Annotated in this window: 23 protein-coding genes and 1 pseudogene; 13 read left to right on the top strand and 11 right to left on the bottom strand. The window is 70.0% G+C overall.

Annotation, left to right across the window (positions count from 1 at the left end):
- Positions 1 to 260: 260 nt before the first annotated feature.
- Together MWN34_RS18705 and MWN34_RS18710 are read left to right on the top strand one after the other, a co-directional pair.
- Positions 261 to 1055 carry a FadR/GntR family transcriptional regulator gene (locus MWN34_RS18705; protein ID WP_247030834.1) on the top strand — a complete coding sequence of 265 codons (795 nt, stop codon included), beginning with the start codon at positions 261 to 263 and terminating at the stop codon, positions 1053 to 1055.
- 41 nt (positions 1056 to 1096) lie between these two features.
- Positions 1097 to 2638: a GMC family oxidoreductase gene (locus MWN34_RS18710; RefSeq protein WP_247030835.1), complete on the top strand. Its 1542-nt coding sequence runs from the start codon at positions 1097 to 1099 to the stop codon at positions 2636 to 2638.
- Positions 2639 to 2641: 3 nt separating this feature from the next.
- Here MWN34_RS18710 and MWN34_RS18715 read toward each other — a convergent pair whose 3' ends face one another.
- The 3 genes from MWN34_RS18715 to MWN34_RS18725 form a co-directional block, all read right to left on the bottom strand.
- Positions 2642 to 3427: an NAD(P)-binding domain-containing protein gene (locus tag MWN34_RS18715; RefSeq protein ID WP_247030836.1), complete on the bottom strand. Its 786-nt coding sequence runs from the start codon at positions 3425 to 3427 to the stop codon at positions 2642 to 2644.
- 94 nt (positions 3428 to 3521) lie between these two features.
- Positions 3522 to 4508 (bottom strand): transcriptional regulator GcvA, encoded by a 987-nt coding sequence (gcvA, locus tag MWN34_RS18720; RefSeq protein ID WP_247030837.1) that lies wholly within the window; start codon positions 4506 to 4508, stop codon positions 3522 to 3524.
- Positions 4508 to 5581, bottom strand: a complete 1074-nt coding sequence (locus tag MWN34_RS18725; RefSeq protein WP_247030838.1) for an LLM class flavin-dependent oxidoreductase — start codon at positions 5579 to 5581, stop codon at positions 4508 to 4510. Before MWN34_RS18725 ends, gcvA begins: the two co-directional genes overlap by 1 nt.
- 343 nt (positions 5582 to 5924) lie before the next feature.
- On the opposite strand from MWN34_RS18725, the gene MWN34_RS18730 reads away from it, so the two are divergent.
- The 10 genes and pseudogenes from MWN34_RS18730 (at position 5925) to MWN34_RS18775 (ending at position 15238) form a co-directional block, all read left to right on the top strand.
- Complete coding sequence (locus MWN34_RS18730) at positions 5925 to 6656, top strand: SDR family NAD(P)-dependent oxidoreductase (protein ID WP_247030839.1); 732 nt, start codon at positions 5925 to 5927, stop codon at positions 6654 to 6656.
- 69 nt (positions 6657 to 6725) lie between these two features.
- Positions 6726 to 7808 carry an LLM class flavin-dependent oxidoreductase gene (locus tag MWN34_RS18735; protein ID WP_247030840.1) on the top strand — a complete coding sequence of 361 codons (1083 nt, stop codon included), beginning with the start codon at positions 6726 to 6728 and terminating at the stop codon, positions 7806 to 7808.
- Between the two features lie 145 nt (positions 7809 to 7953).
- Entirely contained in the window at positions 7954 to 9189 is a 1236-nt protein-coding gene (locus MWN34_RS18740) for a branched-chain amino acid ABC transporter substrate-binding protein (protein ID WP_247030841.1), read from the top strand.
- Positions 9186 to 10283: a branched-chain amino acid ABC transporter permease gene (locus MWN34_RS18745; protein WP_247030842.1), complete on the top strand. Its 1098-nt coding sequence runs from the start codon at positions 9186 to 9188 to the stop codon at positions 10281 to 10283. Before MWN34_RS18740 ends, MWN34_RS18745 begins: the two co-directional genes overlap by 4 nt.
- A 12-nt stretch (positions 10284 to 10295) precedes the next feature.
- A complete protein-coding gene (locus MWN34_RS18750; RefSeq protein WP_247030843.1) occupies positions 10296 to 11963 on the top strand; it encodes a branched-chain amino acid ABC transporter permease in 1668 nt (555 codons plus the stop codon).
- A complete protein-coding gene (locus tag MWN34_RS18755) occupies positions 11953 to 12813 on the top strand; it encodes an ABC transporter ATP-binding protein (RefSeq protein WP_247030844.1) in 861 nt (286 codons plus the stop codon). The genes MWN34_RS18750 and MWN34_RS18755 overlap by 11 nt, the downstream gene beginning before the upstream one ends.
- Positions 12810 to 13244 (top strand): annotated as a pseudogene (locus MWN34_RS18760) (ABC transporter ATP-binding protein); the annotation flags it as partial. The gene MWN34_RS18755 and the pseudogene MWN34_RS18760, both read left to right, overlap by 4 nt.
- 370 nt (positions 13245 to 13614) lie before the next feature.
- Positions 13615 to 14070 carry a flavin reductase family protein gene (locus tag MWN34_RS18765; RefSeq protein ID WP_247030845.1) on the top strand — a complete coding sequence of 152 codons (456 nt, stop codon included), beginning with the start codon at positions 13615 to 13617 and terminating at the stop codon, positions 14068 to 14070.
- A gap of 14 nt (positions 14071 to 14084) precedes the next feature.
- A complete protein-coding gene (locus MWN34_RS18770; protein ID WP_247030846.1) occupies positions 14085 to 14840 on the top strand; it encodes an SDR family NAD(P)-dependent oxidoreductase in 756 nt (251 codons plus the stop codon).
- A gap of 38 nt (positions 14841 to 14878) precedes the next feature.
- Entirely contained in the window at positions 14879 to 15238 is a 360-nt protein-coding gene (locus MWN34_RS18775; protein ID WP_247030847.1) for a VOC family protein, read from the top strand.
- Positions 15239 to 15297: 59 nt separating this feature from the next.
- Here MWN34_RS18775 and MWN34_RS18780 read toward each other — a convergent pair whose 3' ends face one another.
- The 3 genes from MWN34_RS18780 to MWN34_RS18790 form a co-directional block, all read right to left on the bottom strand.
- On the bottom strand, positions 15298 to 16131 hold the full coding sequence (locus MWN34_RS18780) for a protease inhibitor Inh/omp19 family protein (RefSeq protein ID WP_247030848.1): 834 nt from the start codon (positions 16129 to 16131) through the stop codon (positions 15298 to 15300).
- Positions 16132 to 16215: 84 nt separating this feature from the next.
- A complete protein-coding gene (locus tag MWN34_RS18785; protein WP_425532144.1) occupies positions 16216 to 17220 on the bottom strand; it encodes a 2-hydroxyacid dehydrogenase in 1005 nt (334 codons plus the stop codon).
- 66 nt (positions 17221 to 17286) lie between these two features.
- Complete coding sequence (locus tag MWN34_RS18790) at positions 17287 to 18264, bottom strand: DMT family transporter (RefSeq protein WP_247030850.1); 978 nt, start codon at positions 18262 to 18264, stop codon at positions 17287 to 17289.
- Positions 18265 to 18522: 258 nt separating this feature from the next.
- Between MWN34_RS18790 and MWN34_RS18795 the strand changes: the two genes are divergently transcribed.
- Positions 18523 to 18966: an SRPBCC family protein gene (locus MWN34_RS18795; protein WP_247030851.1), complete on the top strand. Its 444-nt coding sequence runs from the start codon at positions 18523 to 18525 to the stop codon at positions 18964 to 18966.
- An 89-nt stretch (positions 18967 to 19055) separates the two neighbouring features.
- Here MWN34_RS18795 and MWN34_RS18800 read toward each other — a convergent pair whose 3' ends face one another.
- The 5 genes from MWN34_RS18800 to MWN34_RS18820 all read right to left on the bottom strand — a co-directional run bounded on the left by MWN34_RS18800 (position 19056) and on the right by MWN34_RS18820 (position 23962).
- Positions 19056 to 19580, bottom strand: a complete 525-nt coding sequence (locus tag MWN34_RS18800) for a MarR family winged helix-turn-helix transcriptional regulator (RefSeq protein WP_247030852.1) — start codon at positions 19578 to 19580, stop codon at positions 19056 to 19058.
- 105 nt (positions 19581 to 19685) lie between these two features.
- On the bottom strand, positions 19686 to 20273 hold the full coding sequence (locus tag MWN34_RS18805) for an NAD(P)H-dependent oxidoreductase (RefSeq protein WP_247030853.1): 588 nt from the start codon (positions 20271 to 20273) through the stop codon (positions 19686 to 19688).
- A gap of 4 nt (positions 20274 to 20277) precedes the next feature.
- Complete coding sequence (locus tag MWN34_RS18810; RefSeq protein WP_247030854.1) at positions 20278 to 21714, bottom strand: FAD-binding oxidoreductase; 1437 nt, start codon at positions 21712 to 21714, stop codon at positions 20278 to 20280.
- Entirely contained in the window at positions 21711 to 23078 is a 1368-nt protein-coding gene (locus MWN34_RS18815) for a cytosine deaminase (protein ID WP_247030855.1), read from the bottom strand. Before MWN34_RS18815 ends, MWN34_RS18810 begins: the two co-directional genes overlap by 4 nt.
- Positions 23075 to 23962, bottom strand: a complete 888-nt coding sequence (locus MWN34_RS18820) for an ABC transporter permease (protein ID WP_247030856.1) — start codon at positions 23960 to 23962, stop codon at positions 23075 to 23077. The genes MWN34_RS18815 and MWN34_RS18820 overlap by 4 nt, the downstream gene beginning before the upstream one ends.
- Between the last annotated feature and the right edge of the window lie 51 nt (positions 23963 to 24013).

Consider the following 24013-nt stretch of genomic DNA (forward strand, 5'->3'; position numbering starts at 1 on the left):
GACGATCCGGTCTTATCGCGGCTTCCCAAGCGTATTCAGATGGTCGGTATCACTGCCCGAGCGCCGCAGTCACGCCTTTCTGTTCGGTTCCGGTGGGTAAAAGGGTTCGACCAGAAGGCAACCAATGTTGTAACTCGGTTTCGCGGGACCTACACTGCATCGCGTGCAGGCGCATGTGGGGCGCCACGCGGACGTCGGTTTGGCGGCGAACCGGCAGCGGCGAGCGGTGCCGGTTCCGCGTGTGAACGGAAGTGATGCCGATGGACGCAGTCGCGGACAAGACGGGGCGTAAGGGACAGGCCAAGGGTCACGCCAAAGCAGGCGCCAGGGACAGTGGGAAGCCGCTTCCAGCGCGAGATGTCGATGCCGGCGTTCCGGCAGGGTACGAGGGACCGCGCGAGGGGCCGGGGCTGGATGATCTGGTCGAGGCGCTGCGCGGCATCATCGCCCGCACCGGCAGCCTGCCGCCGGAGCGTACCGTGGCCGAGGAACTCGGCGTGAAGCGGCACACCCTGCGCCGCGCGCTCGGCCTGCTGCGCGAGCGCGGCGAACTGGAGCCTGCCCGCGCGGGCCGCCGCGCCGCCCCGGTCGCCGGCCACGACGATGGCCGCAGCCTGATCAATTCTACCAATCCGCTGGAGGTGATGGAGCTTCGCCTCGTGCTGGAACCCGCGCTGGCCCGGCTTGCCGCGCTGCGCGCCACGCCGGTCGAGATCGACCGCATCCTGCGCGCCGCCAGTACCGCGCCCGACGCCGATCCCATCGCCGCCGACATGGTGTTCCACAAGGCGATCGCCGCCGGCTCGCGCAATGCGCTGGCGTCCGAGCTGTATGTGCTGCTGCACCGGGTGGCGAGCGACGGGCGCCTGCGCTTCACCGACAGCGACGCCACGCTGCTGCCGGAGCGCGTGCGCCTGCGCGATGCCGAGCACCAGGCGATCGCCGAGGCCATCGCCGCACGCGATCCCGAGGCGGCGGAGCGCGCGATGTGGCAGCATCTCGCCACGCTGCAGCAGAAGATCATGGGCCGACTCGCGCCCGGCGGTCTTCCCTGACCCGACGGCCTTTCTTTCCACCACCCGGAGACCGGACGGCCATGGCGTCCTTCGACGTGCTCATCATCGGCGCCGGCTCGGCCGGTTCCGTGCTCGCGGCGCGGCTTTCGGAGCGGGCGGATGTACACGTCGGGCTCGTCGAGGCCGGGCAGCCGCCCGCCGATCCCGACATCGCCGATCCGCTGAAGTGGCCGTTCCTGCAAGGCCGGGCCTATGACTGGGCCTATGCCACCGTTCCGCAGGCGGGCACGGCGGGGCGGGTCCATCCCTGGCCGCGGGGGCGCATCGTCGGGGGGTCGAGCTGCCTGCACGCGATGGCCCATGTGCGCGGCCATGCGGACGATTTCCAGCATTGGGCCGAGGTGACCGGCAGCCGGCTCTGGTCTTACGAAGGCCTGCTGCCCGGCTTCCGGCGCAGCGAGCGCTTCTCGCGCGGGGTCGACGCCGTGCATGGCGGGCACGGGCCGCTGCCGGTGTATCTGCCTTGCGCCGAGGTGAGCCCGGTGGTGCGGGCCTATATGGATTCAGGGCTCGGCCGCGGCATTCCATGGATCGGCGAGCACAATGGCGGCCCGCTCAACGGCGTGGCGCCGAATTCCCTCACCATCCGCGAGGGGCGGCGGGTGAGCGCGGCCGATGCGTGGCTGACCCCGGCGCTCGGCCGGCCGAACCTCACGCTCATCACCGGCGCTCTGGTGCACAGGCTCATCCTCGATGGTCGCCGCATCGTCGGCGCGCTGGTGGAGCAGGGCGGCAGGACCGCGCCGATCCATGCCGGGCTGGTTCTCCTCTGCGCCGGGGCGGTGGCGAGCCCGCTTCTGCTGATGCGCTCCGGCATCGGTCCTGAGGCGGTGCTGAAGGCCGCCGGCATCGCCTGCTGCGCGCACCGTGCCGGCGTCGGGCAGAACCTGCACGACCACCTGCTCACGGCCGGCAACGTCTATCGCGCCAGGCGCCCGGTGCCGCCCTCGAAGCTGCAGCATTCCGAATCGCTGATGTATCTGAACGCGCAGGATCCGATGCGCGCGGAGGGGGCGCCGGATGTCGTGCTCGGCTGCGTCGCTGCGCCGAGCGTGTCGGAAAGGCTGGAAGCGCCGGCCTATGGCAGCGCCTATACGCTGCTCTCCGGCGTCACCCACCCCACCTCGCGCGGGTCCCTCGCGGTGACCGGGCCTGATCTCGCCGATGCGCCGCTGATCGACCCGGCCTATCTCTCCACCGAGAATGACCGCCGCCTCGCCCGCCGGGCGCTGGAACTGGCGCGCGAGATCGGCCATGGCGCGGCGCTGAAAGACTGGCGGGCGGAGGAAGTCCATCCCGGTCTCGACGTGCAGGATGCCGCCGGGCTGGACGCCTTCATCGCCCGCGCCGTCATCACCCATCACCACCCGGTCGGCACCTGCCGAATGGGGGCGGATGACGGCGCGGTGGTCGATGCCGAATTGCGGCTGAACGGCTTCGAGGGCGCGCATGTGGTCGACGCCTCGGTGATCCCGGCGATCACCTCGGGCCCGGTCCACGCCGCGATCCTCGCCATCGCCGAGACCTTTGCCGCGGAAATCGCCGCCCCGCTTCTGGCGTGAGGTTCAACCCTTCTTCTTCGACAGATCGTGGGCATGGGCCTCGATGGCGTCGAGGGCGCCGTCCACCGCGTCGAACCAGCCCTGTTCGGTGAGGTAACCGCGTCCGCGCCAATTGAGGCCGCCGGGCGTCTCGTGATGGGCGGGATCGACGCTTTCGCCATGGGCGAGCGCATCGAGCCCGATGGCGGCGAGCCCGGCGAACATGGCGCGCACATAGGCCTCGGCCATGGCGGGGCTCATGCCGCGCGATCCCAGCCAGCCGATCATGCGATTCTGCATGGCATAATGGGTCGACATCATCGCGCTGGCGATGCCCATATTGCCGAGGTCGGCCTCTCTCTGCGCCACCACCAGGGTGCCGAGGCCGCCGAACAGCTCCTCCACGACAGGATCGGCGGGGTAGATCGCGATGGGCCCCTGCCGCAGCCGGATCGGCGGCAGCGGGATGACCCGCGCCACCCGGCTCGCAGGCGCCACCGCCTCCACGACGCGGGCATGGGCGACGCCGGCGAGGAAGGTGACCACCACCTGATCGGCGCGGAAGGGCAGGCCGGCGACCACCTCGAGCTGCGAAGGCAGCACGCCGAGGAAGACGACATCGGCATTCTCGACCACCTCCTCATTGCTGGAGGCGCGCGTCACATTGGCATGGCGCTCGGCAAGGCCGCGCGAAACCGCCTCGGACCGCGGCGAGACCAGAATGTCGGTGCGCTCGCCATGGGTGTGCTGCAGACCGTCGATGACGGCGGCGGCCAGCGTGCCGGTGCCGACGAAACCCAAACGCAACATGAAAGATCCTGTCCTGCGAAAAGGGGAAAAGTCCCTGTAGCCTGCCGGCGGGCCGGTGTCAGGCGGGTTGGCATCGGGTGCGCCGAAGCGCGGCTCAGCCGCTTTCCCGCCCCTCGAAGCCGATCCAGCTCCGGAACTCGGCCACCGCCGGCTTTTCCGAGAAGTCGGGGCTGGTGAGCACGTAGAAGGCCGAGCCGGTTTCGATTTCGAGATCGAAGGGCCGCACGAGGCGGCCGGCCTTGAGGTCGCTTTCCGCCAGAAGCGGGCTCGCCAGCGCGACGCCCTGTCCCTGCACGGCGGCATCCAGCATCAGGCCGGCATCGTTGAAATAGAGCGTCTCCTCGAAAGCGAGGCCGCCCACGCCGGCGGCGGCGAGCCATGCCCCCCAATAGCTGCCGCTCACCACCTGCAGGAGCGTGTGGTGCACGATGTCGCCCGGCCGTGCCAGCGGCGGGCCCTCGCGCAGCAAGGCGGGGCTGCACACCGGGAACAGCCGGTCGGGCGCCAGCATCTCCACCCGCGCGTTCGGCCACACGCCGTTGCCCCAGCGGATGGCGACGTCGATGTCCTGCCGGTCGAAATCAACCGGGTCGCTGGAGGCGAGCAGCGTCACTTTCACCTGCGGCTGGAGCTGCATGAAGCGCTTCAGCCGCGGCACCAGCCAGCGCGAGGCGATGGAGGGCGGCGCGTTCACGCACAGCACCACGGGTGCCTTGGGATCGACGATCCGCTCGCAGGCCCGCACCAGCAGCGCCATGGATTCGCCGACCGCGCTGGCGAGCGCGGTGCCCTCGCGGGTCAGCTCCACCCGGCGCGGCATGCGGCGGAACAGGCGGACCTCCAGCAGTTCCTCCAATTGCCGGATCTGCTGGCTCACCGCCGACTGGGTGACGCACAGCTCCTCGGCGGCGGTGGTGAAATTGCCGTGACGGGCGGCGGCGTCGAAAACGCGGAACAGGTTCAGCGGCGGCAGGCGGGTGGGCCGGCGGATGGCGGGCGCGGCGAGCGGGACGGCCGCCCGCACCGGCGGGTCAGCGGTGCCGGTCGCGGGAAAGAGCGGCTCGTCGGTGAGCTTGGTCATCAGGCCGCGTCCTGCAGGGAGCCGTCCCGCAGCTCGACCAGACCTTCGAGCTGGGGAATGACATCGCAGCCGAAACGCTCCAGCGAGGCAAGCGTCTCGCGTCGGCCGATGCCGGCGAAGCCCATGAAACAGGACAGGTGCGAGGGCTGCAGCGCCTCGATCTCCTCGGCCAGCTTTTCCGCGCAGTAATCGGCCGGGCCGATCACGGCGTTGTCGAGAAAGTCGTCGAGCGGGGGCTCGTCGTTCAGCGGCATCAGCCGCAGGAAGGGGCCGTCCTTGGACGGGTGGGCGGTGGAGAGCGGCACCGCGGCGCGGGCGAGGTTGCGCACGCATTGCGCGGCGTGGCGCGCATCCACCGGATCGTCGGTCACGTAGATGTAGCGCTGCACCGCGAGCGGCATGGTCCCGGCATCGCCGCCCGCCGTTTGCCAGCGCCCGGCGATGGTCTCGCGGAACGCCACCGCCTCGGCAAGCCCGCGATGGCCGAAGCTCATGAAGGGCGTGTCGCCGTTCTTCGCCATGCGGGCGAGGATGTCGGGATGCGAGCTCGCGACGAACACCTCCGGCATGGCGAGGCCGAAGGGGCGCATGGACAGCTCGGTGCGCGGAATCGAGAACATCTCCCCGGAATAGTCGACGATGCCGGAGGTGAGACCCTGTTCGAGGATGTCCCAGGTCTCCAGCATCTTCTTGTGCCGGTATTCGGGATCGACCCGGAAACGGTCGAACTCATAGGGCTGGTAGCCGCAGCCGAGGCCCAGCACCAGCCGCCCGCGGGTCAGCAGGTCGGCGAAGGCGGCCTCCTGCACGAGCCGCAGCGGCTCGTAGAAGGGCAGCGCCAGCACCGCCGGGCCGAGGCGGATGCGGGTGGTTTCCGCCGCGACGTGGGAGACCATGAGCAGCGAGGACGGGCAGATCGAATGGTTGGTGAAATGGTGCTCGGCGAACCACGCGACGTCGAAGCCGAAATCCTCCGCCATGCGCACGATGTCCACCGTGGTGCGCAGCACCGAGGCCGGCGAAGTGTTGCGGTCGTAGAGGCCCATCAGGTTGAAAAGGCCGAGCTTGGTCATGACGCCCTCATCGTCGCGGCCGGGACGACGTACATGCGTCGCGGCACTGCGGGCGCCGGCCGCCCGCGACATGAGCCGTGCAACATCCGCCCGCCTGGACGTTACGGGCACCATCAAGGGGTGCGCACGCCTCTGGCGCGAACATAGAAAGGCGGGCAGTGCGGAGCAAATTAGCTGTTCTTATGCGTGGCCAAGCCCAGCTTGCCAGCACCGGCGAGAGGTATTCCAGCTTATCGGCACAGTAGAATTGATCGTTTGTCCTTCTCCCGTCCGGACGGAACACTCAGGGGCACACGGCGTCCACCCCCTGCGAGGCGCCGGTCTGGACCAGAGCGGAGCCGTCATGAAGGACCACACCATCATCGTCACCGGCGGGGGCAGCGGTCTCGGCCGCGCCATCTGCCTCGGCCTCGCCGATGCCGGCGCGCAGGTCGCGGTCATCGAGATCGACAAGGCCGGTGCCGATGCCGTCGTCGCTGAGATCACGCAGAAGGGCGGCAAGGCCTTCGCGGTGATCGGCGACATCACCACCCGGGCGAGCGCCAAGGCGCTGGTCGACGAGGTGGCGACGGCCGCCGGGCGCATCCATGGCCTGTGCAACTGCGCCGGCGTCTATCCGCGCAAGCCGATCCTCGACATCTCCGATGCCGACTGGGACTTCTCCTTCTCGGTGAATGTGCGCGGCCTCTATGACGTCTCCGTCGCCGCGATCGCCCACATGCAGCAGGCCGGCGGCGGACGCATCGTCAACATCGCCTCGATCGACGCGCTGAAGGCGCACCCGAAGAACGCGCATTACGCCGCGATGAAGGCGGCTGTGGTGAGCCTCACCAAGAGCATGGCGCTGGCGGTGGCGCCCGACAACATCCTGATCAACGGCGTGGCCCCGGCCGGTATCGCCACAGAGAAGGCCAAGGCCGCTGGCTTCCTGCCCGAACTCGCCGCCCAGACCGCGCTCGGCCGCGCCGCCGAGCCGGAGGATGTCGCCGACGTGGTGGTGTTCCTGCTCTCGGAGAAGAACCGCTACATGGTCGGCGAAACCGTCGCCATCTCGGGCGGATACTTCATCGCGTAGGCAATCGACTTTGGCCTCGAAGTCATCCCGCGCGCCGCGCTGTCATTCTTTCAATCATCGGATCGGACAATGCATTTCGGTATCTTCAACCTCATGGGGCTGCGCGACAATCCCGGCGGTACCGCCGGAGTGATCGAGAACACCCGCACCCTGGTGAAACTCGCCGAGGATATCGGCTTCGAGATCGCCTGGTTCGCCGAGCACCACTTCACCAACTATTCGGTGTGCATCTCGCCGCTGATGATGGCCGCCCACATGGCGGGCCAGACCAGCCGCATCAAGCTCGGCGCCGGCGTGGTGGTGCTGCCGCTCTATCATCCGCTGCGGGTGGCGCAGGAGATCGGCTTCCTCGACCAGATGAGCGGCGGGCGCGCCGTGCTCGGGGTGGGCACCGGCTACCAGGCCTATGAGTTCGAGCGCTACGGCGCCGAGGTGGCGAAGAAGACCGAGATCTTCATGGAATACTGGCAGGTGGTGGAGCAGGCCCTGACCGAGGGCCGGGCGAAGCTGGACGGCCAGTTCATCACCGTGCCGGAGACGGTGTTCACCGTGCGCCCGGTGCAGAAGCCGCTGCCGCAGATCTACTGCACCTCGCCCCACCCGCCGATCATGAAGGCGATCGCGAAGTTCGGCGGCATCCCCTTCATCACCGCCGGCTGGAAGGGCACCGAGGCGCTGTTCGGCATCGCCGAGCAGGTGCGCGGGGCCTGGGTGAAGGCCGGCAATGACGGCCCCTCCATGCCGGTCGCACTGCAGCAATACATCCACGTCACCGACAGCGCGTCGGAGGCGATGGAGGCGGCCGAGCGCGCCCGCTATGTGGGGCGCATGGTGCACGGCCTGCGCAGCAACGTGCTGACGCTGGACGGCTCCTTCGTCGTGGCCGCCCCGATCCCGGACGAGCCGCCGCTCGAGACCTTCCGCGACAACCTGCTGATCGGCGATCCCCATCTCGTCGCCGAGAAGCTGGTGCGCGAGATCCGCACCCTCAACCCGCAGCACTACAACTGTTTCTTCCAGTTCGGCGACATGCCGGTGGAGCGCGCCCGCCGCTCGCTGGAGCGCTTCGGCGCCGAGGTGCTCCCGCTGGTCGAGCGCGAGGTCGGCCCGCTTTCGGCCATCGGTACACCGGTTCCCGCCGCCGCCGAATGAAGCGACCCGCGCAGAGGGGCGGCGCCGGGAACCCCCGTCCGGCGCCGCCCGCCCGTCACATCCGCCGTGCCTGAAGTCTTCCGCCTTCCTGACTGAACGACGCGGCCGCCAAAGGCCGCGCGCCAACCAACCAGAGGACGACACGATGAAGACGAAACTCCTGTACGCCGCGAGCCTCGCCGCGCTGCTGATGGCGGCGCCCGGCGCGCGCGCCGAGACGGTGGGCCCGGTCACCGATGCCCTGGGCGTGGTGAAGATCGGCAAGGGGCAGCCGGTGGTGATCGGCGGTTATTCCTCCCAGTCGGGCGGCGACACCAATCAGGGCATCGACGAGCTGCGCGGCTCGGAAATCGCGATCAGGGATTTCGGCGGCGCCGTGCTGGGCCATCCGGTGAAGCTTGCCGGCGAAGACGCGCAGTGCACCGCCGAGGGCGGCCAGACCGCCGCCACCAAGCTCGCCGGCAACAAGCAGGTCGTCGTGGTGCTGGGCCCGAGCTGCTCGTCCGGCGCGCGCGCCGGCGCTCCGATCCTGTGGCGTGCCGGCATCTCCAGCGTGGCCATCGGCGCGACCGCTCCCGCACTCACCGCGCCGGACCGGCCGGATGGCTTCAAGGGCTTCCTGCGCGTGGTGCCGAACGACCTGAAGAGCGCCGCCTTCACCGTGAAATACGCGGTGGAGAAGCTCGGCGTGAAGAACGTCGCCACCATCCATGACGGCAGCCCCTATACCGAGCAACTGGTGCGCGCCTTCGAGAAGGACTTCACCGCGAAGGGCGGCACCATCGTCGCGAGCGAGGCGATCTCGCCCACCGACACCGATCTGCGCCCGGTGCTGACGCGCATCGCCGCCAAGAAGCCGGAGATCATCTTCACCCCGGTCTTCACCTCCTCGGTCGGCTTCCTGCTCCGCCAGAAGGACGAGGTCTCCGGCCTCGCCGACACCAAGGTCATCGGCGGCGAGGGCGTGTTCAGCGCCAATGTCATCGAGGCGGCGGGGCCGAAAGTGGTCGGTTTCCGCATCGTGGCGCCCTCGACCGACCTGTTCTCGGACAAGTTCCCGGCCTTCGTGAAGGCCTTCACCGAGGAATATGGCGAGGCGCCGATCGGCGGCTTCTCGGCCTATGGTCACGACGCCGCGACGCTTGCGCTCACCGCCATCAAGGCGGTCGGCAAGAGCGACGACGAAGGCAACCTCTATATCGGCCGGCAGGCGCTGCACGAGGCGCTGATGGCGACCAAGGACCTGCCGGGCCTGACCGGCGCGCTGACCTGCGATGCGAACGGGGATTGCGGCGCGGCGACCTATGCGATCTGGGAGTTCAACAGCGACGACCAGTCGAGCTTCGCCCCCGGCACCAACCCCAAGCGCATCTTCCCGTGAGCGAGACCGCGCGCTCCGCGACGGAGCCCGGCGTGTTTGCGGAATGGCTGCGGCGGTCGACCTGGGTCGACTTCATCCTGCTCGCCATCCGCATCGGCGTCGCGGCGCTCGTCCTGGTGGGTCTTGCCGGCGGCCTTGCCGCCGGCACCTACTCCGCCGCCGACTTCGTGTCCTTCACGATGTTCGGCCTCACCATCGGCAGCATCTATGCGCTCATCGCGCTCGGCTACACCATGGTCTACGGCATCCTGCGCATGATCAACTTCGCCCATGGCGACGTGATGATGGTGGGGTCCTTCGCCGGGCTGTTCGCGGCCGGCGGGCTCAACGATGCCGGCGTGCTCGGGGCCTTCCCGCTGCTGGCGCTGCCGCTGGTGCTGGCGGCGGGCATGGCGGCGGGGGCGCTGGTCTCCATCGCCATCGAGCGGATCGCGTACCGGCCCTTCCTGCATGTACGTTCGCTGGCGCCGCTGATCTGCGCCATCGGCATGTCGTTCATCCTGCAATATGCGGCGCGCGGCCTGTTCGGCACGCGCAACCGGGCCTATCCGGGCTTCGGCTGGATGGAGGGCACGGTCTCCTTCGCCGGGCTCACCATCCCGATCCCGCAGGTGGTCGCCTTCGTCGCGGCGCTCATCGTGCTGGCCGGGCTGCTCGCGGTGGTGCGACTCACCCGGCTCGGCAAGGCGATGCGCGCGGTGGCGGAGGATCGCGACGCGGCGGCCCTCGTCGGCATCGACGTCACCGCCGTCATCGTCGCCACATTTGCGATCGGCGGAGCGATGGCCGGGGTCGCCGGGGTGCTCTACGCCCTCGTCTTCAAGCAGATCACCGTCTTCATGGGGTTCTTCCTCGGGGTGAAGGGCTTCGCCGCGGCGATCCTCGGCGGCATCGGCAATCTGGGCGGCGCGCTGCTCGGCGGGCTGGTTCTGGGGCTCGCCGAGGCGCTCGGCCCGGCGCTGATCCTGGAAGGCTACCACCTGCCGGCGCCCTACCAGCTCAAGGACGTGATCGGCTACGGCATGCTGGTGATGATCCTGATCTTCCGTCCGCAGGGCCTGCTCGGCGAGCGGCTTGCCGCCAAGCGCGCATAAGGGGAGGAAGCGATGTCGTTCAACACCGTCACGTCCTCCTTCAAGGTCACCCGCCGCCGCCGTTCCCCGCTCATGGAAGCGGTGCGGCTGGGCCTGATCGCGGGAGCGGCCCTCGTCGCCTTCGCATTGATCGGGGCCTATTCCGCGATGGACAAGCGCGCGGTCATCGAGGGCACGGTCACGCTCTCGCAGCTCGCGAGCCTGCTCATCGTCTTCGCCGCCGGCCATGTGGCGGCACGCGATGCCCGCTCCGGCACGAGCGCGGCGCTTCTCAACGCCGTCGTCGCCGGGCTGGTCGCCGGGGCCTGCCTGTCGGTTCTGGTGTGGCTCATCATGGCCGTCAACCTGCGCACGACGCTGGTGGCGGCGAGCCCTGCGCTGGCGAAGGCGCTCAGCCTCGGCGCGCGCATCGCCTCCCTTGAGGCGCTGGCGCAACTGCCGTTAATCGGGGCGGCTTCCGCTCTCGTCGGCGCGCTGGTCGGCCGGCTGCCGGCGGGGGCGGGCAAGGCGGCGCTCACCGGGCTTGCCGCCGTCATTACCGCGGGGCTGTTCCGCGACGTCTTCGCCAGCATGCTGGAACGCCTGCCGGACCTCACCGGGCCGGACCATGAGGTGTTCGGCTCCGCCGGCCTCAATCCCGGCGCGGCGGTGGCGCTGTTCTTCCTCGCCGCGGCCTTCGCGCTGGTGCGCGACCGGCTCGCGCTGAAGCGGGGCGGCGTGCCGCGCTCGGGCCTGTCGCGGCCCGGCCTCGTGCTGCTGATCGCCGGCGTGGTGCTGCTGCCGCTGGTGACGAATGATTTCGTCGCGCAGGTCGCGATGCTGGTCGCGCTCTACATGCTGATGGGCATGGGGCTGAACATCGAACTCGGTCTTGCCGGCCTCGTCGATCTCGGCTTCGTCGCCTTCTTCGCGGTGGGGGCCTATACGGTGGCGCTGCTGTGCTCCTCCGGCCCGCTCGCCATCGCCGACGTGTCGTTCTGGGTGGCGCTGCCGGTCGCCATCGTGCTTGCCGCGGTGGCGGGCATGATCTTCGGCCTGCCGGTGCTTCGGGTGCGCGGCGACTATCTTGCCATGGCGACGCTTGGCCTCGGCGAAATCATCCGCGTGCTGGTGCTCTCGGACGCGCTGTCGCCCTATCTCGGCGGCTCGCAGGGCATCATCGAGATCGACCATCCCCGCCTGTTCGGCTGGGAGCTGAAATCGCCGGTCGCGCTCTATTATCTGGCGCTGGTGCTGGCCGGGGTGGTCGCCTTCGTCTCGCTGCGGCTGCAGAATGCGAAGATCGGCCGGGCCTGGCTCGCCATGCGCGAGGACGAGGACGTGGCGCAGGCGCTGGGCATTGATCCCGTTGCCTCGAAGCTGCTGGCCTACACCATCGGCGCCGCCTTTGCCGGCGCGGCGGGAGCGGTGTTCGCGGCGCTGATCGGCTCGGTCTACCCGCATTCGTTCCAGCTTCTGGTCTCGATCAACGTGCTCGCCATCCTCGTCATCGGCGGGCTGGGCTCGCTGCCGGGGGTGCTGGTCGGCGCCATCGTGCTGATCGGCCTGCCGGAGCTGCTGCGCGAGTTCGGGGAGTTCCGCTATTTGTTCTACGGCATCGCGCTGGTCGCCATGATGCATGTCCGCGCCGAGGGCCTGTGGCCGGCGGCCTATGCGAAGGAGGGCGTCCATGCATCGTGAGAGAAAGGACGCGCCGCTGCTCCAGGTGCGGGGGCTGCGCAAGGCCTTCGGCGGCGTCGTCGCCATCCAGAATGTCGATCTCGATGTCGCCGCCGGCTCGGTCCATGCCATCATCGGCCCGAACGGGGCGGGCAAGACCACCGCTTTCAACTGCATCACCGCCTTCGTGAAGCCGACCGGCGGGCGCATCATGCTCGCCGGCGAGCGGATCGACGGGTTGCCGGCCCATGTGGTCGCCCGCCACGGCATCGCCCGCACCTATCAGAACGTCCGCCTGTTCCCGAACATGACGGGCATCGAGAACGTGCTGGTCGGTCAGCACCGGCGGCTGCGCGCCACCTTCTGGGAGGCGATCCTCGGCACCGGGCGGTTCCGGCGGGAGGAGAAGGAGGCCCGCGAGCGGGCGCTGCATTATCTCGACTTCGTCGGCATTCCGCACCGGGCCCAGCACCTCGCCCGCAACATGCCCTATGGCGACCAGCGCCGGCTGGAGATCGCGCGCGCCCTCGTCGGCGACCCGCGCATGCTGATGCTGGACGAGCCCGCCGCCGGCATGAACCCGACCGAAGGCCGCCTGCTGGTGGAGCTGATCGAGCGGGTGCGCGGCGAACTCGGCGTCACCGTGGTGCTGATCGAGCATCACATGCGCGTCGTCATGGCGGTGGCCGAGCGCATCACCGTGTTCGACCGCGGCGCCATCCTCACCGAAGGCACGCCGGGCGAGATCCAGGCCGATGAGCGCGTCATCGCCGCCTATCTCGGCCGGCGCTCCGGGCAGACCGGCCCCGCGCCGGAGCCGATCCATGCCGTGCCCGCGGCAATCCCCACGCTGGAGGCGCGACTGGCATGAGCAAGGCTCTGGAAGTCTCCGGCCTCACCGTCGTCTATGGCCAGATCGCGGCGGTGCGCGAGGTGAGCTTCACGGTGGAGGCCGGAGAGATCGCCACCATCATCGGCGCCAATGGTGCGGGAAAGACCACCATTCTCAACGCGCTGTGCGGGCTGCGCGACGTGCGGGCGGGAACGGTCACGCTCGGCGGGGACGACATCACCCACCTGCCGCCCCATGAACGGGTGCGGCACGGGCTCTCGCAGGTGCCGGAAGGCCGGCGGCTGTTCGGGCGCATGAGCGTCGCCGAGAATCTGGAGATCGGCGCCTATGCCCGCAGCGATCACGCCGCCTTCCGCGCCGACCTCGACCATGTGCTGGAACTGTTCCCGCGTCTGAAGGAGCGCTACCGCCAGCTCGCCGGTACGCTGTCGGGCGGCGAGCAGCAAATGGTGGCGATGGGCCGGGCGATGATGGCGCGTCCCCGCATGCTGCTGCTCGACGAGCCGACCATGGGCCTCGCCCCGCAGATCGTCGACCTCGTGCTCGACGCGGTACGGCGGGTGAACCGCGAGGGCGTCACCGTGCTCCTCGTCGAGCAGAACGCCTATGGCGCGCTGGAGATCGCCGACCGCGCCTTCGTGCTGGAGAGCGGCGAGATCACGCTCTCCGGCCACGGGCTCGACCTCATCAACCATGAGCGCGTGCGCGCGCCTATCTGGGACATGACGCATGACCATCGCGGCCCTGGACCTGACCCCGTCGCCCCATCCCCCGCAGACCCATCCCCCGCTCGTGGAGCCGGACGCCTTTCGCGCGGCGATGCGCGAACTGGCCGCCGGGGTCACCGTCATCACCGCGCTCGGGCCGCAGGGGCCGCGCGGGCTGACCGCGACCGCGGTGTGCTCGGTCTCGGCCGATCCGCCGACGCTGCTGGTCTGCGTCAACCGCGCGACCGAAGGCCACGCCGCCATCGTCGCGTCGAGGGCGTTCTGCGTGAACGTGACCGCCCATGAGCACCGCCCGCTCGCCGAGCATTTCGCCGGCCGCGGGGGCTTGCGCGGTGCGGAGCGCTTCGCCCATGGCGCCTGGCGCCGCCTCGTCACCGGCGCGCCGGTGCTGGAGGACGCCATCGCCGCCTTCGACTGCCGGGTGATGGAGACGATGGAATGGGGCACCCATACCGTGTTCATCGGCGCCGTGGCCGCCACCCACGCCGCTGACCCCGCGCGTCCGGCGCTGGTCTATCGCGCCGGCGCCTTCCACGCGGCCGGCTGAACAGGGGCCGTGACATGACCGATCTGAACGGACAGGTGGCTCTCATCACCGGAGCGGGCGCCGGCATAGGCTGCGCCATGGTCGCCGCCTTCGTGGCGGCGGGGGCGCGGGTCTTCGCGGTGGACCGCTCGGGCGAGGCGCTGGAGGCGCTGCGTGCGGGGGTCGCCACGCCGGAGGCGCTCGACACGCTCGAGGCCGATGTCACCGACCCCGCCGCGATCGCCGCCATGCTGGCGGGCGCGCAGGCGCGGTTCGGGCCGGTGGATATCGTGTGCAACAATGCCGGCATCCTCGACCGCATGATGCCGCTGGACGAGACCGACGACGCGATGTGGGGGCGCGTGCTGGGGGTGAACCTCACCGCCCCGATGCGCCTCACCCGCGCCGCCCTGCCGGACATGCTGGCGCGCGGGCGCGGCGTGTTCGTGAACACCTGCTCGATCGCGAGCTTTCAGGGCGGGCGCGGCGGGGTGAGCTATACCGTTTCCAAGCACGGCCTGCTCGGCCTCACCCGCGCGGTGGCAGCGACCTATGGCGCGCGCGGCATTCGCTGCAACGCCATCGCGCCCGGCTCGGTGAAGACCGACCTTGCCGCCGGCGCGCCGCCCTCGGATGCCGGGTGGGAGCTGCGGAAGAAAGGGCTCGCCACCCGTCCGCCGCAGGCGGGCGGCGACGACATCGCCCCGGTCGCGCTGTTCCTCGCTTCGGAGGACGCGCGCTACCTCAACGGGGCGCTGATCGTCGCCGACGCGGGCTGGACGGTCTATTGACACGGTACCGTCGCGCGGGCGACGGGGAGGGTGCGTGCATGCCGGTGAAGAAGCTGCAGAACGTCTATGTCGGCACGGCCGACATGGCCGCGAGCCGTCATTTCTATGAGGCGGTGCTGGGCCTCGTTCCCAGGTTCGCCGATGGCGAACGCTGGGTGCAATACGACGCGGGCGGCGCGAATTTCGCGGTCGGTTCAGTGGAGGAGTATCCCCACGGCGCAGCCGGTGCGGTGGCGGTGTTCGAGGTGCCGGACCTCGACGAACGCCGGGCCAGCCTCGCGCAAGCCGGCATGCGCATCGTCGGCAGCCGCGACATGGGCAGCCATGGCCGCACCCTTACCGTGGTCGACCCGGCCGGCAATTATCTGCAGCTCTTCGAGCGCGCGCCCGCACGTTGAGGCTTGGCCGGTCGCATTTTCTTCGCGCGAACCGGTCTCCACTTCGCTCCGAAAATGCCCTAAGGCCGCACCAGCAGCAGCGGGCGCTCGGCTTCCGGTACCCGGCTGAAGCCGCCATCCTCCTGCTGGGCGAAGCGCAGCCTGTCGCCGGCGGCGTCGAGCAGCAGGATGTCGCCGCCGTCGATCCGCCAGCTTACCGCGGCGAAACGGCCGAGCAGGGCGCTGCATTCGGGATCGAGAGTCAGGCTTAGCGTGTCCCCGCCCGCCGGCTGCTCGCGCAGGGTGAGCCGGCACTGCGCGCCGCGGTCCGTGCTGTCGGCCGGCCGGGTGAGCTGCCACGCCCCGGCCAGTTCGGCCGGGGTCGCGCCGGGCGCGGTTTCCGCCAGTGCCGGATTGACGAGGAAATACACCCCGTCATCCTCGCGCAGCGCCTCCCAGATCCCGCCCATGCCTTCCGTGAATTCGGCGATCAGCTTGTTCTGCTTCGTCTCGATCAGGATCGAATCCCCGACGCCGGGCCGCCAGGCGGCGATATCGGCGGCGAAGAGGATGGCGCCGCCACAGGCCTTGCGGTCGAGATCGACGCCGAAGCGTCCGTTCGGAAGCTTCGTGCCAAGCAAGGTGAGCGGGCAGACACGGTCGCCATCGGCATTGGTGAGGCGATAATTCCCCGCCAGCGTCTGCGCCGGCGGCGGCTGGGCCGGGCCGGGAGCCGCGGCGGCATCGTCGCCCGCGTCCTTGTCACCCGCGGGCTGGGCGGCGTCCGGCACCGGCTTCGTCTTGGAAGCGGCCATGGCGGGCAGGGCGAGCACCAGTGCGAACAGGCCGGCGAACGCGAGCCGGGACAAAGCGATCAGCGAGCGGCGCACGGGCGCGGGAAGGGTGGCAGCCATGGTCCCGATCATCTCATCCTTCGGGGGAAAGCGCGAGGCGGCGCGGCTTTCCCGGCGCCTCACATCGTCTTCAGGGTGGCCGCGTCAGCCCTTCCGAACAGGCGGAACGGGCGTTTCCGGCACCGGCGTCAGCGGCGGCTCGCCGCCGAACCAGCGGGTGAGATTGTCCACCACGAGCTGGCCCATGGCGTTGCGCGTCATATGCGTTGCGGACGCGACATGGGGCAGCAGCACCACATTGTCGAGCGCGATCAGCTCGGCGGGCACGTTCGGCTCGTGCTCGAACACGTCGAGCCCGGCGGCGAGGATGGTGCCGTCCTGCAGCGCCTTCACGAGCGCCGGCTCGTCCACCACCGATCCGCGCGCGACATTGACGAGGATGCCGTTCGGCCCCAGCGCCTCCAGCACGGCGGCGTCGATCATGTGATGGGTCGAGGCGCCGCCCGGCACGATGACGATGAGCACGTCCACCTTGCGGGCGAGGGCGATCAGGTCCGGTTCGTAAGCATAGGCGAGGCCCTCGACCGGGCGGCGGGTGTAGTAGGCGATCGGCCGGTCGAAGCCTTCCAGCCGCCGCGCGATGGCCTGCCCGATCCGCCCCATGCCGACGATGCCGATGCTGCGGTCCCGAAGCGTGGGGCTGAAGGGAAAGCCGCCCTGCGGCCATTTACCGGCGCGCAGATAGCGCTCCGCCTGCGGCAGCCGGCGCACGGCGGACAAAGTGAGGGCGACCGCGAGGTCGGCCACCTCGTCATCGAGCACGCCCGGCGTGTTGGTGACGACGATGCCGCGCGCGCCGGCGGCCACCGCATCCACCGAATCATAGCCGACGCCGAAATTGGAGACGATCTCCAGCTTCGGCAGGCGGTCCATCAGCGCGGCGGTGACGTTGTTGCGCGCGCCCGAGGCGCCGACCCCGGTTGCGATGGCGCGGATGTGCGGGGCCACCGTATCGAGGATCGCCGCGCCCTGCGGCCCGTCCAGCCGGTGCACGCGGAAATGGGTGTCGAGCTGGCGTTCGATCATCGGCATCAAGGGGCCGGTCTGCAGCAGATCGGGCCGGCTGTCGTCGCTCGCCATGGGCATCATCTCCTGGTCGGGTCGGGTCGTTTCAGGTCGGGGCAGGGTCGGGTCAGGTTCGGAATGTCGCGAAGGTCAGTCCGGCACGGTGGCGGCGATGGCGGCCTCGGCACGTTCCGCCCGCTCGCGCGCGATGAGATAGAGTCCGGAAGCGATGACGATGGCGGCGCCGACGAGCGTCGTCGCGGTGGGCACCTCATTGAAGACCAGCCAGCCGGCCAGCACCATCCAAACGATCTGGGTATAAAGGAACGGCGCCAGCACCGCCGCCGGGGCGTTGCGGTGGGCGATCACCAGCAGCAGATGGCCGAGCCCGCCATAGATGCCGGTGAGGCCGAGATTGACCAGCACCGTGCCGCCCTGCGGCGTGCTCCAGAAGAAGGGCAGCGCCAGCGAGGTGAGACCGGCGCCGAGCGCGCAGGAATAGAACATCGTCGTCGCGGTGGAATCGCTCGCCGCGAGCTGGCGCGTGGTGATCGCGTAGAAGGCGTAGCAGACGGCGCTGGCGAGCGAGGCGAACACTGCCGGGTGCAGGCTCTGCGTGCCCGGCTGCACCACCAGCAGCACGCCGGCAAAGCCCACCATGACCGCCAGCCATCGCCGCGGCCCGATCCATTCCCCCAGCATCGGCCCGGCGAACAGGGCGACGAAGAAGGGCATGGAGAAGGTGATGGAGATGGTCTGGTTGAGCTGGAGATATTGCAGGGCGAAGAAATTGCCCAGCGTGGTGCCGAGAAGCAGCAGCGAGCGCACCACCTGCAGCACGGGTCGCCGGGTGTGCCACACGCCGGGCATGACCCACGGGTTCAGGACGGCGCAGGACAGCACGAACTGGCCCATATAGCGCGCCCAGACGATCTCCATCGCGTTGACGTGGCCGCCGAGCCATTTCACCGTCGCGTCCAGCGTCGCGAACAGCACGAAGGCGGCCAGCATCAGCCCGATGCCGGCGAGGCGGTGCCGGCCGGGGAGCGGGAGTGCGGCATGGGGGGAATCGGCAGGACGCGCCGGCGGGACGGCAGCACCGGTGGAATCAGCGGGAGAGAGGGACACGCGGCAGGCCCGAAGCATGCGGGGAACGGGCCCTCTCTATAAGCCTGACGCCGTTGCAGCGCGAGTGCCGCTTTGGGCGGAAACGGACCTTCGCGCAGGCCCGCGGTGAGCAGGCGGGCACAAGGGCTTCGTTGCCGTGCTGTCGGCAGGGGGCACGCTCCTGCGTCCTTGGCAGAGAGCGGCGCGAGAGGCAGGATGGCCCCGTGCCGCCTCCCCCAAGGGAGGCAACCCGTTGAAGGAGCGAGTCGGAGGAGCGACATGCCCGGCACCATCCGCCTGCACCGCGTGCTCAAGGCCAGCCCGGAAAAGGTATATCGCGCCTTCGTCGAGCCGGACGCCCTCGCCAAATGGCTTCCGCCGGACGGTTTCGTCTGTACGGTCCATGCCTTCGAGGCGAAGGTCGGCGGCAGTTTCCGCATGTCGTTCCGTAATTTCACCACGGGCGACAGCCACGCCTTTGGGGGCACCTATACGGAACTCGTCCGCGGGGAGCGGCTGCGCTACACCGACCGCTTCGACGATCCCGGCCTGTCCGGCGAGATGCAGGTGAGCGTGGTGCTGGAAAAGTTCGCGGTCGGCACCGGGCTTTCCATCGAGCAGGCGGGCATACCCGACGCCATCCCGGTCGAGGCCTGCTGTCTCGGCTGGCAGGACAGCCTGCGGAACCTCGCCCGGCTGGTCGAGCCGGAGATCCGGGCCTAGCACCGGAAAGCGGGACGCGCCGAACCTCGCCGGCGGGCTTCGCAGGCGGGGAAATGCTTTAGGAGGTCGTGCCTTCGGCGGATTGCGGCCTACAGCGCTTCCCCGGCCAGTACCGGGGCGTCGCTCTCGGGGGCGGCGTCCTCGGCCTCCTCGTCCTCCGCGCCGGCCGGCAATGTGGCGCCGAGGGCGGAGGCAAGGTTCTTGTCCAGCTTGCGCAACAGCTTGCGCAGCCGCTTGCGGTCCTTGGAATCGAGGCCCGCGATCATGATGTCCTCGATCCGGTCCCAGATGCCGTCGACCGCACCGGCCCGCTGGCGGCCTTCCTCGGTGAGCCAGACGCGCACCAGCCGGCCGTCGCCGTCGCTGGCCTTGCGGGTCAGCAGGCCCTGCGCGGAGAGCCGGCCGACCGTCTTGGACGCGGTGGGCGGGCGCACCTGAAGCGCGGCGGCCAGCTCCGTCATGGTGCGGCCGTCGCTCTCGGAGAGCAGCTTGAGAACCGATTCCTGACCCGGGAACAGCCCGAGCTCGGCGAGATGGCGCGCCGCCAGGGCACGCTGCAGCCGGGCCGCGCGATGCAGCCTGTGGCCGATGCTTCTGTCGAGTGAGTCCTTCACGTCTGCCCCATCCTTCACCGTTGCCCCAAGCGTGTGAGAGGATGCCTCACCATGACCGGACTTGGCGGCGCCGTCAAAAGATAAGAGGACGTCGGGGAGGTCGCCTCACAGGCGTGCGAAACGCGCCTCCACCCGCTCGAGGAAGCGCCGGCGTTTGGCCTCGCCGGCGCTGTCCATGGCGTGGAGCGCCAGCCACAGATGTCGCGCGCGGGGGTGGATGATGCCGCCGATTCCGGCCGCGAGCAGCTTGCGGCCGGGCTGGCCGATCCAGCGCCACCACCACCAGGGCGAGCCGAGCGTGGTCACGAGCGCGAGCACCCGCACCTGGGTGAGGTGCCTCTCCAGCATGCCGTAGGGCTTGGGCATGCCGAACGTCTCATAGGGCACCAGCACCCGGTCGAGCCAGCCCTTCAGCATGGCGGGCGGGCCGTACCACCAGGTGGGATAGACCAGCACAAGCGCCTGCGCCCGCTTCACCCGGTCGAGATGGTCGGCGACGTTGACGCGGTTGAGGCCGGGCGTGTGATAGTCGCGCCGCTCCTGTGCGCTCATCACCGGCTGGAAGCCCTCGTCATAGAGGTCGATCAGGTCCACCTCGTGCCCCGCGCGTTCCAGCCCGCGCCGCGCGGCATCGCGCACCGCCGCGCCGAAGCTTTCCGGTACCGGATGGCAGTGGATGAGCAGCACGCGCATGGCCTCACGCTCCGATGCCGGGAAACAGATAGGTCCGGGCCCCGGAAAAGTCGAAGGCAGGGTCTTCCCACGCGATCATCTTGTGCGGGTTGAGCAGGCCGTGCGGGTCCGCCTCGCGCTTGAAGGCGAGCTGGTCCGGGTCGGTCTGCTTCATGCCGCCTTCCTCCAGCGTGTAGCGGTGCGGATCGAACACCACGGCGCCCATCGCCTCATGCAGGGCGACGATTTCCGCCAGCCGTTCCTCCGTCGTGAAGCGCACCAGCGGCAGGCCGAAGCAGGTGACCTTGCCGTCGAAGCGCACGAATTCCAGATGCGCCGCCACCTCGTCCCCCAGCGCTTCGTGGATGCGCGAGACCAGCGCGAGCTGGTCCGGGAAGGGGTAGAGCGTCTGCAGATAGGTGATCGCCGGATCGACCCGCAGCGCGCGCAGCGTGGTGTGGTTCCACGATAATTCGTAGAGCGGGGGCAGCCCCTTCGCCTCCTCGGGGGCGAGCCGGTCGGAGCGGAACAGGATCTCCGCCCCGGCAAAGCGCCGCGTGAAGGCCTCGAATGCCTCGCGCGCCAGGGCGTCCACCATCACCAGCGCGACATGGCGGCCGTCCGGCAGGAAGGAGCGGTGGCGCAGGAAGGCCGCCTGCGGGACCGGAGCGGCGATGACGCTGACCAGCTTCTTCAGGATCGCGTCCTGCTCGCCGAGCGCATTGCCATAGGCCGCCGCGGCGGCGAAGCTCTCGAAGCCGATGATCACCTCCAGCCAGTCGCAGGCTGGTGCCAGCGGCATCTCGACCTCGACGATCACGCCATTGGTGCCATAGGCGTGCGCGACGCGGGCGAGGTCGTCGCCGGTCAGCCGCAGCCGGCGCGGCTCGGCCTCCATCGTCAGCAGGGTGAGGCTGATGATGTTGCCGAGGTCGCGCAGCCCGCCCCAGGTGATCGAGCCGACCCCGCCCGAGCCGCCGGCGATGAAGCCGCCGATGGAGGCGGAGCGATAGGTGGAGGGATGAAGCCGCAATTCCTGCCCGCTGCGGCTGCGGGTCTGCGCGTCGATCTCGGCGAGGACGGCGCCGGGCTCCGCGCGCACCCGGCCGGGCGCGATCTCCAGCACCTCGTCCATGCCGGAGAGGTCCAGCACCACGCCCCCGGCGAGCGGCATGGCCTGCCCGTAATTGCCGGTGCCGGCTCCGCGCGGAGTGACGGGAATGCGCAGCTCGACGCAGGCCGCGAGCACCCGAACGATGTCGGCCTCGCTGGCGACGCTCACCACGAGGTCGGCGGTCACCTCCGCGAGCTGGCGCTTGAGCACCGGGGAGTACCAGTAGAAGTCGCGGCTCTTCTGCCGGATGAGGGCGGGGTTGTCCTCCATCCGCAGTCCGTCCAGCCGGGCGCGCAGCGTGGCGAGGTCGTAGGCGGGGCGGGCGCTCGAAAAGCCGGGCGTGCTCATAAACGGGCGTCCTCCCTCGGGGCGCTACGGTCGTCGTCCTCCGCCCTATCCGGCAGCTCCGCCGAAAGGAGCCGCCCGGCGCGCAGCACCAGGCGCGGCGCGCCGGGCCGCGCGAACAGCGCGTGTACCCCGCGCGCGGCGGTCACGATGAGGTCCGCCGGCGCGCCGGGGGCCAGCGTGCCGACGCCGTCCAGCCCCATCGCGGCTGCCGGCGCAGCGGCGATGGCGGCCGGCCAGTCGCCGATGGGGTGGTCGAGATGCAGGATGCGGGTCGCCTCGCGCCAGACCTCGATCATGTCGAAATCGCCGTGAGGGTAGAAGGGATCGCGCACATTGTCGCTCGCCACCATCACTTTCACGCCGCGCGCCTTCAACTCGTGCAGAAGCGTGACCCCGCGCCAGAGCGGCGTGCGACCGGTGGCGCGGTCCTGCAGATAAAGGTTGCACATCGGCAGCGACACCACCGCGATGCCGGCCTCGGCCACCGCATCCATGGTGCGGGCGGCGGTGTCCGCGTCCTGCCGGGCGAGCGAGCAGCAATGGCCGGCGATGATGCGGCCGGCAAAGCGGCGGGCCCTGGCCATCCGCGCCAGCGCCAGCAGGCCCTGCGCTTCCGGATCGCCGGTCTCGTCCACATGCAGGTCGAGGTCGAGCCCATGGCGCTCGGCGGCGGCGAACAGGTTGGCGAGGCCAGCTTCGAGCTGAGGCGTGCGGTAGAGGAAGCCGCCCAGCGTGCCGCCATGGCGGGCGGTGAGCACTACGACGGGTGCCAGTGCCGCCGCATCGGCGGCAAGGTCCACCGGCACCAGGCTCACCGCCTGCAGCGCGATCCGCCCGGCCCATTCCACCCGGAGCCCGGCAAAGACCTGCCACGCGGTCTCGGCCTGCGGGCCGACGCTGTCGAGATGGGTGCGCAGCGCTACCGTGCCGTGGGCATGGGCGCTCTGGAGGCCGCGCGTCATCCGCGCCAGTAGATCGGTCTCGGTCCAGTTCGCCGCATCGTCGGCGGCGGCCTTCAGCGCCCCGGCGAAGCTGCCGTCGGGGTTGGGCGCGCGATGCCAGATATGGGCCTTGTCGAGATGGGTGTGCATGTCCACCAGTCCCGGCAGCACCAGCCCCCCGTCGAGCGGGATGGCCATCGCGCCGTCCGGCAGCGGGATCGTGCCGGCGAGGGCCAGCGCGGCGATGCGCCCGTCGGCGATGTCGATGTCGAGTCGCACGAGGTTTTCGGCGTCGGGCGTTGTGGCGAGGAGGCCGGGCGCCGGGTTGCCGCGTAACAGACAGGCCGGTGCCCGCACGCCGGCGAGCCGATAGCGGTCCGGCTCGGTTTCGAACGCGGCGCGCACCAGCTCCATCGGGCTCATTGCCGTGTCACCGCGCTGTCGTGCCAGCGCCGCAGCGCCAGCCAGGAAACAAGACTAAGCACCGTATGGATGAGGATGCCGGTGAGCGAGATGAGCAGGAGTGCCGCGAACATGCGCGGAATGTTCAACCGGTAGCCGGATTCCACCACCCGGAAAGCGAGGCCCGAGCCCTGTCCCGCCGATCCCGCCGCGATCTCGGCGACGATGGCGCCGATCAGCGCGAGGCCGCCGGCAATGCGCAGCCCGCCGAGGAAATAGGGCAGCGCGGCCGGCAGGCGCAGCAGGATGAGGCTCTGCCAGCGGCTGGCACCGGACAGCGCGAACAGGTCCTGCAGATTGGGATCGACCGAATTGAGGCCGAGTGCGGTATTGGACAGGATCGGGAAGAAGGCGACGATGAAGGCGCAGGTCAGCACCGCCGTCCCGGGCTCCAGATAGATCAGCATCAGCGGCGCAATGGCGACCACCGGCGTGACCTGCAGGATCACCGCGATCGGAAACAGCGACAGTTCGACCAGCCGCGAGGCGGCGAACACCAGTGCCAGTACGCCCCCGCCGATGACCGCCGTTGCGAGCGCGAGCGCGGTGATGCGCAGCGTAACCAGCAGCGAGCCGGAGAGCACGGCCCAGTCCTTGATCAGGGTCGACACCACCAGCCCGGGGCCGGGCAGGATATAGGGCGGAAGGGCGTTGAGCCGCACCACCAGATCCCAGCCGAGCACGGCCAGCGCCAGCACCGCGACCGGCAGCAGCCAGCGCCCATGGGCGAGCCACGTACGCGCCGGGCCTGGTGCCGGGCCTGGTGCCGTATCGGGCTTGGCGGGAAACGGAGGCGGGGCGATCAGGCCCTCGGAGGCGCCGTCCGGCAAGAGCCGCTCCGCCATGGCTCACGCGCTCCGCGAACGGGGAAGGCGGCGCGGCGCGGCGAGTGCCCG

Source organism: Ancylobacter crimeensis (genome assembly GCF_023016805.1).
Classification (GTDB): domain Bacteria; phylum Pseudomonadota; class Alphaproteobacteria; order Rhizobiales; family Xanthobacteraceae; genus Ancylobacter; species Ancylobacter crimeensis.